We start from the raw sequence: 13,045 nt of genomic DNA on the forward strand, positions 1-13,045 counted from the left end.
GTCACGCTCCCTTCTTCGCGCGCCGCTCGGTGGGCTGGGTCACCCGGTCGAGCATCAGGCCGAGGCAGACGATCGCCGCGCCGGCCACCAGACCGGTCGCCAGGTCGCCCTGGGCGAGGCCGAAGACCACGTCGTAGCCGAGGGCGCCACCGCCGACCAGGCCGCCGATGACGACGACGGCGAGGACCAGGACGAGGCCCTGGTTGACGGCGAGCAGCAGCGCCGGGCGGGCCAGCGGGAGCTGGACCTGCCGCAGCTGCTGCCAGCTGGTCGCGCCGAGCGAGCTCGATGACTCCAGCGCGGCCGGGTCGACCTGGCGCAGGCCCTGGGTGGTGATCCGGACGACGGCCGGCAGCGCGTACACGATCGCGGCCGCGACGGCCGGGGCGCGGCCGACGCCGAACAGGGCGACGACCGGGATCAGGTACACGAACTGCGGCATCGTCTGGAAGACGTCCAGGACGGGACGCAGCAGCCGCTCCAGACGGTCGCTGCGGGCCGCCGCGATGCCGGTGGCGAAGCCGACGACGAGGGTGACGGCGACGGCCGCGAGGACCTGCGACAGGGTGTCGAGGGAGGGCTTCCAGACGCCGAGCACGCCGATCGCGGCCATGGCGAGGACGGCGGTGAGCGCGGTGCGCCAGGTGCCGATCACCCAGGCCAGGGCGGCGACGATCAGCAGGACCGACCACCAGGGCAGCGACTGCAGGCCGTCGCGCATCGGGTCGAGCACCCAGGTGGTGAAGTGGCCCGCCCAGTCGGCGGTGCCGCCGATGACGGGGACGCCGGAGTAGAGGTGCGCGGTCATCCAGTCGACCACGCGGTTGACGGGCTCGGCGATGCCGACGACCCACGACTCGGGCCAGTCGAGCCGGCCCGCGAGACGCCCGGCGACCGCCACGGCGACGAACGCGACCAGGGCGTACAGCCAGCCGAGCCCGCGCCGGGGCTCCGGTTCGGCGCCGAGCCGCACCCCCGCCGCGCCCGTGACGCGGTCCAGGACGACGGCCAGAAGCACGATCGGGATACCGGCGGCGAGCGCGGCACCGACGTCGACCGAGGCCAGCGCCTGGTACACGCGGTCACCGAGACCGCCCGCGCCGATGACGGCCGCGATGACGGCCATGGACAGCGCCATCATGATCGTCTGGTTGAGGCCGAGCAGGAGTTCCTTGCGGGCCAGCGGGATACGGGCCGTCAGCAGCCGCTGGCGTGCGGTGGAGCCGAGCGACTCGACCGCCTCCAGCACCTCCTTGTCGGCGCCGCGCAGACCGAGCGAGGTCAGGCGGGCCATGGGCGGGGCGGCGTAGATGACGGTGGCCAGGACGGCCGCCGGGACGCCGATGCCGAAGACCAGCACGACCGGCAGCAGATAGGCGAAGGCCGGGAGCACCTGCATGGTGTCCAGGACCGGGCGCAGGAGGCGGTCCATCCGGTCGGACAGCCCGGCGGCGAGCCCGAGCAGCGCGCCCACGACGACCGACGCGAGGACCGCGACGACCATCAGGGCGAGCGTCTGCATGGTCGGCACCCACATGCCGAGCAGGCCGCAGGCCAGGAACGCGACGCCCGTGCCGAGCGCGAGCCGGATGCCCGCGACGCGCCAGGCGACCAGCGCGCCCAGGGCCGTGACGCCCGCCCAGCCGACGGCCAGGAGGCCGAGGTAGACGGCTCGTACGGCGATGACGACGACGTTGCTGACGTGGCCGAAGAAGTACAGGAACAGCGGGTGGCTGTCACGGTTGTCGATGATCCAGTCGCTGGCCTTGGCGAGCGGCTCGGAGAAGTCGACGGTCAGGGCGGTCGGCCAGCTGCCGCTCGCCCAGCGGGCGTTCGCCAGGGGGACGAGGATCGCCGCCGCCAGGGCGAGGAGCAGCAGCTTGCGGACGGCGGGGGTCTTGAGGAGGCCGGGCAGTCCCACGCGCGGCGGGGAGGCGGTGATGGTCGCCATCACACCGCCTCCTTGGACTGCTCCGTCCCGGGCGGAGCTGGCTGCTCCGTGCCGGCGACGACACCGAGCAGCGTGTCGGAGTCGACCATGCCCACGCATCGGCCCTCGTCCACGACCCGGGCCGGAGCGCCGGCGCGGGCGACCGCCTCGATCGCCTCGGAGACCGTCGCGTCGGGGCGGACGGCCGGTCCGCTGCCGTCCAGGTCCGCCGAGGGGTTGCGCATGGCCGTGCGGACGGTGAGGACCTGCTCGCGCGGGACGTCCCGGACGAACTCGCGGACGTAGTCGTCGGCGGGGGAGCCCACGATCTCCTCGGGCGTGCCGAGCTGGACGACCCGGCCGTCGCGCATCAGGGCGATGCGGTCGCCCAGCTTGAGGGCCTCCTGGAGGTCGTGGGTGATGAAGACCATCGTGCGGCCTTCCTCGCGGTGCAGCCGGACGACCTCCTCCTGCATCTCGCGCCGGATGAGGGGGTCGAGGGCGCTGAACGGCTCGTCGAAGAGCAGGACCGCGGGGTCGACGGCGAGCGCGCGGGCGAGGCCGACGCGCTGCCGCTGGCCGCCGGAGAGCTGGCTGGGGCGGCGGTGCTCCATGCCTTCCAGACCGACCTTGGCGACGACCTCGGCGGCGCGCTCGCGCCGCTCGGCCTTGCCCATGCCCTGGATCTCCAGGCCGTAGGCGACGTTGTCGAGGACCGTGCGGTGCGGCAGCAGGCCGAAGTGCTGGAAGACCATGGCGGCGCGGTGGCGGCGCAGTTCGCGCAGCCGGGAGCGGTCCATGGCGCGGACGTCCTCGCCGTCGATGGCGATGGTGCCGGCCGTCGGCTCGATGAGCCGGGTCAGACAGCGCACCAGCGTGGACTTGCCGGAGCCGGACAGGCCCATGACGACGAAGACCTCGCCCTTGCGCACATCGAAGCTGACGTCGCGGACGGCGGCCGTGCAGCCGGTGCGGGAGCGCAGCTCGGCGGGGTCGAGGGCGGTCAGCTCGGGGTCGGCGGGAACGCGCTCGGCCTTGGGGCCGAACACCTTCCACAGGCCCTCCACCGAGAAGACGGGGGTCGTGTCCATGGTCTGCTCCGTGGGGGGTTCGAGGGTCGGTATCTCGGTCACCGGTCACCACCGCCGATCAGCTCGGCGGCCTTCTCGCCGACCATGAGCACGCCGATCATGGGGTTCACGGTCGTCATGGTCGGGAACACGGAGGCGTCCGCGATGCGGATGCCCTCCAGGCCGCGGACGCGCAGCTCGGGGTCGACGACGGCGAGCCGGTCGTCGGCGTCGCCCATCTTGCAGGTGCCGGCGGGGTGGTAGACGGTGTGGGCGACCTTGCGGGCGTACTCGCTGAGCTCCGCGTCATCGGTCACGTGCGGGCCGGGCGCCACCTCGCGCTTGAGCCAGCCGGCCAGCGGCTCGGTCCTGGCGATCTCGCGGGCGATCTTGATGCCGTCGACGAGGGTCTGACCGTCGTAGTCGTCCTCGTCGGTGAAGTAGCGGAAGTCCAGGGCCGGCTTGACCTCGGGGTCGGCGCTGGTCAGGTAGAGCCGGCCGCGGCTCTTGGGCTTCGGGATGTTCGGGGTCATCGAGACGCCGAACTCGGGCCGCTGGTAGCCCAGTCGCTCCGGGTTGTCCGTGAACGGGATCTGGTAGAAGTGGAACATCAGGTCGGGGTGCGGCTGTTCGGGGTCCCGGCGCACGAACAGGCCCGCGTCGGAGTCCATCGCGGAGTTCTCCGGGATGGGGCCGTTCGTCTCCCACACGATCACCGACTCGGGGTGGTCGAGCAGGTTCTCTCCGATGCCCGGCAGGTCGTGCGTCACGGGTATGCCGAGCTTCTCCAGGTCGGCCTTCGGGCCGATGCCGGAGTGCATCAGCAGCCGGGGCGAGTCGACCGCGCCTGCACAGAGCAGGACCTCGCCCCGGGCCTTGACGAGGATCTCCTCGCCGTCCTTGGTGCGGACGTGCACGCCCTCGGCGCGGTTGCCGTCCAGCTCCAGCTTGTACGCCCAGGTCTCCAGCAGGATCGTCAGGTTGGGCCGCTCGTCCATGACCGGGTGCAGATACGCCACCGACGCCGAGGAACGCTTGTTGTTCTCGGGGTGGTAGGCGAGGTCGAAGAAGCCGACGCCCTCGGTGAACGGCTTCTTGTTGAAGCCCTCCACGCGCGGCACGTTCAGCGCCGCCTGGGCCGCGTCGACGAAGTCGCGGGCGATGGCGTTCCGGTCCTTCTCGTCGACCGGGACGACGTTGTTGAGCAGGCGCGCGAAGTACGCCTCCATCTGCACCGCGCCCCAGCCCTTGGCGCCGGCGGCCTCCCACTCGTCCCAGTCGGCCGGCAGCGGCTTGAAGGCGATCAGGGTGTTGTGCGAGGAGCAGCCACCGAGGACCCGGGCGCGGCTGTGCCGGATATGCGAGTTTCCGCGTGGCTGCTCGGTGGTCGGGTAGTCGTAGTCGAGCTCGCCGCCCAGCAGGCCCATCCAGCGGCGCAGGGTCAGCACGTCGTCGCGGCCGACGTCGCTGGGGCCGCCCTCGATGACGGCGACGGTGACGTCGGGGTTCTCGGTCAGGCGGGAGGCAATGACGGAACCTGCGGTTCCGCCTCCTATCACGACATAGTCGTACTCATGACTGGTGTGGGACATGGCGTACTTGCTCCAGAGGGGATGAACCAGCGGGGACGAAGAGGTCGGGTCCGAAGGGTGAGGGAGGTCAGCCCGCGAACCAGCGCACCGGCTTCGGAGCGAGGTTCTGGTAGACGTGCTTGGTCTCTCGGTACTCGGCGAGTCCGGCCGGGCCGAGCTCCCGGCCCACTCCGCTCTTGCCGAAACCGCCCCACTCCGCCTGCGGCAGGTAGGGGTGGAAGTCGTTGATCCAGATCGTGCCGTGACGCAGCCGGCCGGCCACCCGCCGGGCGCGGCCCGCGTCGGAGGTCCAGACACCGCCGGCGAGGCCGTACTCGGTGTCGTTGGCGAGGGTCACGGCCTCGTCCTCGGTGCGGAAGGTCTCGACGGTGAGGACCGGCCCGAAGACCTCCTCCCGGATGACACGCATCTCGCGGTGGCAGTGGTCGAGGACGGTCGGCTCGTAGAAGTAGCCGCTCTCCGGCCGCTGCGGGGACGGCTCGGGGCGCTTGCCGCCGGAGCGCAGCACCGCGCCCTCCTTGAGGGCGGAGTCGACGTACATCTCGACCTTGGCGCGCTGCTGCTCGGAGACGAGCGGGCCGCACTCGACCCCGTCCTCGGTGCCGCGGCCGAGCCGGATCTTCTCGGCGCGGCGGGCCAGTTCGGCGACGAAGCGGTCCCGGACCGACTCCTCGATGATGAGGCGGGCGCCGGCCGAGCAGACCTGGCCGCTGTGGATGAAGGCGGCGTTGAGGGCCTGGTCGACGGCGGTGTCGAAGCCCTCCTCGGTGGCGCAGGCGTCGGCGAAGACGACGTTGGGGTTCTTGCCGCCGAGTTCGAGGGCGACCTTCTTGACGCCGGGCGCGGCGGCCTGGGCGACCTTGGTGCCGCTGACCAGACCGCCGGTGAAGGAGACCAGGTCGACATCGGGGTGCTCGGACAGCCGCGCGCCGACCGAGTGGCCGGGCCCGGTGACGATGTTGGCGACACCGGCGGGCAGTCCGGCCTCGACCAGCAGCTCGATGACCGCGATGGTCGTCATCGGGGTGATCTCGCTCGGCTTGATGACGAAGGTGTTGCCCGCCGCGAGCGCCGGGGCGATCTTCCAGCTGGCCTGCAGCAGCGGGTAGTTCCAGGGCGTGATCATCGCGCAGACGCCGATGGGCTCGTGCACGACGACGCTGTGGATGTCGGGCGAGCCCGCGTCCACGACCCGGCCGGGAGCCTCGCCCGCGACCAGGTCGGCGAAGTAGCGGAAGGCGTCGGCGACGCAGTCGATGTCGACGCGGCCCTCCTCGACGGTCTTGCCCGCGTCCTGGGCCTCCAGCCGCCCGAGCTCCTCGCGGTCGCGCACCAGCAGGTCGGCGACGCGCCTCAGCAGCGCGGCGCGCTCGGTGACGGGCGTGCGGGGCCACTCGCCCTCGTCGAAGGCGCGCCGGGCGGCGGCGATCGCCAGGTCGGTGTCCTTCTCGTCGCCTTCCGCGACCACGGCGAACGGCTGCGCGTCCGCGGGGTCGAGGATCTCCCGGGTGGCGCCGGAGACGGCGGCACGCCACTCCCCTCCCGCGTGAATGGTGCTGCGCGCCTGAAGTACGTTGCTTTCCGCCATGACCGCTTTCGCCTTCCGTTCCTGATCAGCGCCCTTGTGTCACAGGTGTGTCACTAAGAGACCGAGTGCGCCTGCCCTCGACCCCCGGATGCATGCGCGATCCGTGGCCGAAAGTGCGCTGCGTCACTGAAGATGCGGGCAAACAGGGGCGAAACACTCGCTGATCAGGTGCGGCTGACGTCAGGTCGTCCGAGGTCGGAAGCCCTCCGGGGGGGTCTTCGCCCACGCGCCGTCGATCGACTCGCGTAGGAGGTCGGCGTGGCCGACGTGGCGGGCGTACTCCTCGATGAGGTCGACCAGCAGCCGCCGCACGCTCGGTGACCGGCCGTCCCGGGTCGTGAAGGCGGCGAGGCGGCCGGCGTCGCTCCCCGCGAGCACCTCCCGCAGATTCGCCCGGGACCGCAGCACGGACTCCGTCCACAGCGTGTACAGCTGCTCGGGCGGGTCCCCGGCGGCCGAGCTCCACTCCCGGTCCGGCTCGGCGTCCCGGTCCACCGCGTCCCACGGCGGCGCGGGCTTCCTCCCCAGCAGCCGCACGGACAGGTAGTGGTCCTCGACCAGGGCGAGGTGCTTGAGCAGCCCGCCCAGCGTGACGGCCGAGGAGGCCACCCGCGCGCTCAGACCGGCCTCGTCCAGCCCCTCGCACTTCCAGGCGAACGTCCTGCGCTGGCGCTCCAGGGAGCCGACCAGCGTGTCGGCCTCGTCGCCCGCGAGCGGTGGCTCCAGCGGTATCTCGGCCACGACCCGTTCCACGTCCGGTGTCATGCCGCGGAGACTACGACCCGGGACAGCCGACAGGCCCCGCACCGGCCGAAAACCGGTGGGGGCCTGCGCGGAGAGGCTCCGGTCAGATGAGGCCGAGGCCGCGGACCGCCTCGCGCTCCTCCTCGAGCTCCTTGACGGAGGCGTCGATCCGGGCACGGGAGAACTCGTTGATGTCCAGGCCCTGGACGATGTCGTACGTGCCGTCCTTGGTGGTGACGGGGAAGGAGGAGATGAGGCCCTCCGGCACGCCGTACGAACCGTCCGACGGGATGCCCATGGAGACCCAGTCGCCGTCGGCGGTGCCGTTGACCCACGAGTAGACGTGGTCGATGGCGGCGTTCGCGGCGGAGGCGGCCGACGAGGCGCCGCGGGCCTCGATGATGGCCGCGCCGCGCTTGGCGACGGTCGGGATGAAGTCCTCGGCCAGCCACTTCTCGTCGTTCACGACCTCGGCGGCGTTCTTGCCGGCGACCGTGGCGTGGAAGATGTCCGGGTACTGGGTGGCGGAGTGGTTGCCCCAGATGGTGAGCCGCTTGATGTCGGCGACCGTCGAGCCGGTCTTCTTCGCGAGCTGGGTCAGCGCGCGGTTGTGGTCGAGGCGGGTCATGGCCGTGAACCGCTCGGCCGGTACGTCCGGCGCGGCGGCCTGGGCGATCAGGGCGTTGGTGTTGGCCGGGTTGCCGACGACCAGGACCTTGATGTCGTCCGCGGCGTGGGCGTTGATGGCCTGGCCCTGCGGCTTGAAGATGCCGCCGTTGGCCTCGAGGAGGTCACCGCGCTCCATGCCCTTGGTACGGGGGCGGGCGCCGACGAGCAGCGCGACGTTGGCGCCGTCGAAGGCGACGTTCGGGTCGTCCGAGATCTCGATGCCCTGCAGGAGCGGGAACGCGCAGTCGTCCAGCTCCATGGCGGTGCCCTCGGCGGCCTTGAGCGCCGGGGTGATCTCGAGGAGGCGCAGCTTGACCGGCACGTCCGGGCCGAGCAGCTGACCGGAGGCGATGCGGAAGAGCAGGGCGTAACCGATCTGGCCGGCCGCGCCGGTGACGGTGACGTTCACGGGAGTGCGGGTCATGGCGTTCTCCGTATGACAGCTGGCGGTGGGGCGGTCCCTGCCCCGGACGTCTGATCGATCTCTTGGTATCAAGAGATCCACCAGCGGTCAGGCTATCGCGCATCCGGTATCTCGCACGGCCGGGTCGGTGTGGCCCACCCCACAACCCGCCCGGCGCCCACGCAAAAGGCGGCCGCCCGTCCGGGAGAGGTGGACTGGGGCGGCCGCCGGGGGGAACCGATCGTGCCGGACTCCCGTGGGGGTACGTTTCGCGTGCCCGCGATTCCCCCGACCATTCCTCCGTCTCCGAAATTCGTTCGGACGGGTCCGACGACCGGGCCGTCCGGCGCCGGATGCCACGTCGGCCGCGGCGCCGTCGTGGCCGGTCGCGCAGTTCCCCGCGCCCCTGGAAGGCGCTGCCGACAGGCCACTTCCAGGGGCGCGGGGAACTGCGCGAACAACCCCCACAGGCCCGCACCCGCCGTCCGGGGCACCGCGGGCCGGCGCCCGATCAAGTCCCTTGGGGCGGCGGGCCGGGGCAGGCCGCCCGCGAGGCGCGCCCCACCGAATCCCACCGTGCCCCTGGAAGGGGCGCGGGGAACTGCGCGAACAACCCCCACAGGCCCGCACCCGCCGCCCGCGACGCCGCCCGGCGGCCTACTCCGTGCAGCCCTGACGGCCCGATGCCAAGGTCGCGCAGGCCTTGGCGTCGGTGGCGTTCTTCACCGCCACCATCGGGGTGTACGCGATCGCGTCGCCGGCGACGGTGATGCTTCCGGTCTGCTTCGCCTTGCCCACGCTGATCTGGACCTCGTCGCCCTGTGCCGCCTGGGTGACACGGCCCCAGGCCGCCTTGCAGGTCTCGCTGTAGCGGACCTCCACGACGGTGTTGCCGACGGTCGCGGTCTGCGCCGTGGTGACCAGGTCACCGCTGCACCCCATGCTCTCCGCGTCCTTGCCGGTGCAGCTGTCGCCGCTGCACTTCACACCGGGCGGCAGGTCCGGGTTCGTGGTGGTGCTCGGCGAGGGCGACTTGGCACCGCCCTTGGCCTCGTCGTCGCCACCGCCACCGGTGAGATAGAACGCGCCTGCGATCACCACGAGCACGCCCACGACACCGGCGAGGAACGTCACGGTCCGCCGCTTGCCCCCGGCGGAGCCCTTCGCCCGGCCCCGGGAGGCGTCCCGCGGCGACCGGTCGTACGAGCCGCCGTCCGAACCCGGCGTCCGGGCGGGCCCGTCGGACGCCCCGGCGGGAGCGCCGTCCCCCGCCCCGGGCCGGGAACCGCTGCCGATGCCACTGCCGTCGCCGGTGGAGCGTCCGCCCGACGGCGACGGCCCCTGGTACCCGGCTATCCCCCACGAGTTGACCCCGGCCGCACCGCCCCGGCCGCCGTCCTCCCGCACGGCACCGCTGGTGGTGGAGTCCTGTACCTCGGGCGCCGTCGGCTGCGGCGGCACGGTCGGAGCCACTCCGGCCGGCCCCGCGATACCCGGCGTGACCGTGGCGCTGCCGCTCCTGCGGGCGGGCTTGTCGTCACCCCCGGACGCCGACTTGCCCGAGGCGGACTTGCCGCCGGAGGCCGTCGTACCGCCGCCCCTGGAGCCGGCCGAGGGGTCGCCGAAGTCCTGCCCGCCGAACTCCCCGAGCGCGGCGCGCGCCTGGGAGATCCGGATGGCCTCCATCGTCATGTCGTGCCGCATCTCCGAGCGGCTCCAGGCGCGCTCGGCGAGCTCCCACATGGTGGTCAGGTGCAGCGGGTTGGTCCCGGTGACCTCGGCCAGCGCCACGATCGCGCCCTTGGGCGCGAGCAGCCGGCCGTTCAGATAACGCTCCCACGACGTCTTGCTGTAGCCCGTGCGGTCCGCCACCGACGCGATGCTCAGACCACTGCGGTCCACGAGCCTGCGCAGCTGGCTGGTGAACTCCCTGATCTGTGGATCGAGCTCATCCGGCAAGGCCCTCCAACGAGGCATTGCTTCCCCCCTCTTCCCCCCGGTCGTGCTGATATTTCCCGCGCTGTTCGCCCCGCGCGTTGGCGGCCTCGGCCGAGTCCCCGTTCTGGTTACCCACAGGGATGCGCACACTCAGGATCTCAGTTCCCTGACTGGGGGCGCACTGAAGCACGGTGACCGCGCGCGATACACCCCGGACCGTCCCGATTGTCCACGCCAACCCCGTTGCCGCACCACTTCGTGCGGAATCCGCCAGAGGAAGTACCGGAACCGTCACTTCCGTGCCACAGCGCACTGACAGCCGTTGAACAGGCCGTTCGCCGTGCAGGAGGGTGGTCCGTGGCGGCGGCCCGTCCTTCCTCGGGGGAGAGGACGGACCGCCGTCCGGTCATCCGCTGGTGACCGTGAAGTGCAGCGTGTCCTTCAGGAACGGGATCTGCAGCCACGGTTCCGGCTGTGCCATCAGCGCCAGCAGGACGATCACCAGGCCCAGCACGCCGTAGGTGACCATGTCCGTGAAGCGGGAGCGGACGGCGAGCATGCCGACGTCCGGCAGCAGCCAGCGCATCACGCCACTGCCCAGCAGGGCGACGCCGATCAGCAGCGTCCCGAGCCGGAACTGGTCGAAGGCGGTCACCAGCAGCCCGAGCCCCACCAGCCCCAGCACGGCGAGAACGGGCCACTGCCGTACCGGCGCGGGCGCGTCCCCTGACACGGCCCGGCCACCGCCCTCGGGCCGCGCGGTGTCCTTGGTGAAGAGCGGGAACCGCCGGGTGACCCGCCGCGGCCGCCCCTCGGCGTCGGGCGCGCTGACCGGATCCCGGACGGTGAGGCCGTCTTCGCCCGCTTCCGACTCGTCCGATTCACCCGATTCGCCCCGCTCGGCCGGAGCGCTCGGACCGACCCGCGCATCCGCCTCATCCGAAGCGCTCCGGCGCACACGTCCGTCCGGCTCGCCCGAAGCGCTCGGACCGGCCTTCACGTCCGGCTCGACCGAAGCACTCGGACCGACCTGCTCATCCGCCTCGCCCGGAACATTGCGGCGCACACGTCCGTCCGGCTCGACCGAAGCGCTCAGGCCGGCCTGCCCGGCCTCGACGCCCTGCCCGGCCTCGACGCCCTGCCCGGCCTCGGCACCCCGCCCGGTCCGCGCACCGCGACCGGCCGCCGCCTCGGCGCCTTCCGCGCTCCGTCCGCCCGGGGCGCTCTCCGCGCCCAGGCCGCTCCGCGTGGCCCGCGTGCCTCCGGCCCGGGTGCCTTCCACGCTCCCGCCGCCCGCCGCGCTCCGCTCAGCCGACACTGCGCTCCGCCGCCTCGACCACGTTGACGAGCAGCTGGGCACGGGTCATCGGGCCGACTCCGCCGGGGTTCGGGGAGATCCAGCCGGCGACCTCGGCCACGTCGGGGTGGACGTCGCCCACGATCTTGCCCTCGGCACTGCGGGAGACACCGACGTCGAGGACGGCCGCGCCCGGCTTGACGTCCTCGGCGCGGATCAGATGGGCGGAACCGGCCGCGGCGACGATGATGTCCGCGCGCTTGAGGTGCGCCGACAGATCACGCGTGCCGGTGTGGCACTGGGTCACCGTCGCGTTCTCGCTGCGCCGCGTCAGCAGCAGCGGCATCGGCCGGCCGATGGTCACGCCCCGGCCGATCACCACGACCTCCGCGCCCTTGATCTCCACGCCGTAGCGGCGCAGGAGGGTCAGCACGCCGTTCGGGGTGCAGGGCAGCGGGGCCGGCTCGTTCAGGACCAGGCGGCCGAGGTTCATGGGGTGGAGCCCGTCCGCGTCCTTGTCCGGGTCCATCAGTTCCAGGATGCGGTTCTCGTCGATGCCCTTGGGGAGCGGCAGTTGCACGATGTACCCGGTGCAGGCCGGGTCCTCGTTCAGTTCGCGAACGGCCGCCTCGATCTCCTCCTGCGTGGCCGTCGCGGGCAGCTCACGCTGGATGGAGGCGATACCGACCTGCGCACAGTCACGGTGCTTGCCGGCGACGTACTTCTGGCTGCCGGGGTCATCCCCGACCAGGATCGTGCCGAGGCCGGGCGTGACGCCCTTCTCCTTCAGCGCCGCCACGCGGGCGGTCAGATCGGACTTGATCGCGGCTGCGGTGGCCTTGCCATCGAGAATCTGGGCGGTCATGACCCCATCCTCGCGGATGACCCGCCCACGGTTCCAATCCGGCCACAATCCGGGCACCGGGGGCCGCTCCTCCCGTATCCGCCCATGATCAGCGATGTTGCACTTGCACAACACATCGGGAATGCGGCTGGACAAGCCCGTCACCGGTGCAGAACGATGACATGACAAGTGCCGCGGGCAGTTCAACGGGGGGACGGTCGCAATACGAAGTACTTCTCCTCCGTGCGGATGCCCCGCGTCGTCCCCGCACTCGGAAAATCAACGGAGGAAAGTCAGCCATGAGCTACGGCGACCCGAACAACCCCTACGGCGCTCCCCAGGGGCAGCAGCCGCAGCAGCCGGGCTACGGCTACCCGCAGCAGCAGGGCCAGGCGCCCGGTTACGGTTACCCGCAGGCCCCTCCGGTGTCCCCCTACGGTGCCGGCCCCGCCGCGCCGACCACGATGCCGGGCTCGGTGAGCGCGGCCCGCGCGATGATGTGGGTGATCGTCGGTCTGCAGGTCGTCGGCGTGGCGCTCATGGTCTTCGCCGCCGCGGCCCTCAACGCCGCGAAGGACGACGAGTCCCTCCAGGACAACACCGCCTTCCAGGACCTGGTCGGCCAGTCGACCGGCGTGATCTGGGGCTACGCGGTGTTCGGCCTGGCCTGGCTCGTGTTCGGCGCGGTCCTGGCGACGAAGTTCAAGTCCGGCGGCAACAGCGCCCGGATCACCATCCTGGTCTTCGCCATCATCACGGCCGTCCTCGGCATCTACCCGTTCGTCATCATCGGCCTGGTGCACACCATCCTGGCCGTCCTGGTCGCGGTGTTCGTCGGCAACGCCAACGGCAAGGCCTGGTTCAACCGCCCCAAGTACTGAACGGGCCCGGTCGACCGGACCAGTTCACGCCAATCACATCCAAGGGCCGTGTCTCACCCTTACGAGGGGGGCACGGCCCTGGTGCGTCG

General features: G+C 71.9%; 10 protein-coding genes. 1 reads left to right on the forward strand and 9 read right to left on the reverse strand.

Translation table 11 applies throughout. From position 1 onward, the window contains the following. Window position 1: 1 nt before the first annotated feature. From ACZ58V_RS04735 to ACZ58V_RS04775, 9 genes are all read right to left on the reverse strand, one after another. Window positions 2-1,951: an ABC transporter permease gene (locus ACZ58V_RS04735; protein ID WP_468187215.1), complete on the reverse strand. Its 1,950-nt coding sequence runs from the start codon at window positions 1,949-1,951 to the stop codon at window positions 2-4. Continuing rightward, window positions 1,951-3,021 carry a quaternary amine ABC transporter ATP-binding protein gene (locus tag ACZ58V_RS04740; RefSeq protein ID WP_468187213.1) on the reverse strand — a complete coding sequence of 357 codons (1,071 nt, stop codon included), beginning with the start codon at window positions 3,019-3,021 and terminating at the stop codon, window positions 1,951-1,953. The genes ACZ58V_RS04735 and ACZ58V_RS04740 overlap by 1 nt, the downstream gene beginning before the upstream one ends. A gap of 38 nt (window positions 3,022-3,059) precedes the next feature. Next, the gene (locus ACZ58V_RS04745) at window positions 3,060-4,592 is read right to left on the reverse strand and encodes a GMC family oxidoreductase (protein WP_468187211.1); all 1,533 of its coding nucleotides are present in this window, start codon (window positions 4,590-4,592) and stop codon (window positions 3,060-3,062) included. 67 nt (window positions 4,593-4,659) lie between these two features. Then, window positions 4,660-6,180, reverse strand: a complete 1,521-nt coding sequence (locus ACZ58V_RS04750) for an aldehyde dehydrogenase family protein (RefSeq protein WP_471288361.1) — start codon at window positions 6,178-6,180, stop codon at window positions 4,660-4,662. Between the two features lie 180 nt (window positions 6,181-6,360). After that, on the reverse strand, window positions 6,361-6,945 hold the full coding sequence (locus tag ACZ58V_RS04755; protein WP_471288364.1) for a DinB family protein: 585 nt from the start codon (window positions 6,943-6,945) through the stop codon (window positions 6,361-6,363). An 82-nt stretch (window positions 6,946-7,027) separates the two neighbouring features. Beyond that, window positions 7,028-8,017 carry a malate dehydrogenase gene (locus ACZ58V_RS04760; protein WP_184591259.1) on the reverse strand — a complete coding sequence of 330 codons (990 nt, stop codon included), beginning with the start codon at window positions 8,015-8,017 and terminating at the stop codon, window positions 7,028-7,030. A gap of 636 nt (window positions 8,018-8,653) precedes the next feature. Continuing rightward, entirely contained in the window at window positions 8,654-9,955 is a 1,302-nt protein-coding gene (locus tag ACZ58V_RS04765) for a helix-turn-helix domain-containing protein (protein ID WP_471288367.1), read from the reverse strand. A 385-nt stretch (window positions 9,956-10,340) separates the two neighbouring features. After that, window positions 10,341-10,892 (reverse strand): DUF3017 domain-containing protein, encoded by a 552-nt coding sequence (locus ACZ58V_RS04770; protein ID WP_471288736.1) that lies wholly within the window; start codon window positions 10,890-10,892, stop codon window positions 10,341-10,343. A gap of 349 nt (window positions 10,893-11,241) precedes the next feature. Beyond that, on the reverse strand, window positions 11,242-12,096 hold the full coding sequence (locus tag ACZ58V_RS04775) for a bifunctional methylenetetrahydrofolate dehydrogenase/methenyltetrahydrofolate cyclohydrolase (protein WP_382835631.1): 855 nt from the start codon (window positions 12,094-12,096) through the stop codon (window positions 11,242-11,244). Window positions 12,097-12,374: 278 nt separating this feature from the next. On the opposite strand from ACZ58V_RS04775, the gene ACZ58V_RS04780 reads away from it, so the two are divergent. Continuing rightward, window positions 12,375-12,956, forward strand: coding sequence for a hypothetical protein (locus ACZ58V_RS04780; protein WP_468187202.1), 582 nt, complete (start codon window positions 12,375-12,377; stop codon window positions 12,954-12,956). The last annotated feature ends 89 nt before the right edge of the window (window positions 12,957-13,045 follow it).

It is taken from the genome of Streptomyces sp. NPDC040589, from assembly GCF_055594445.1.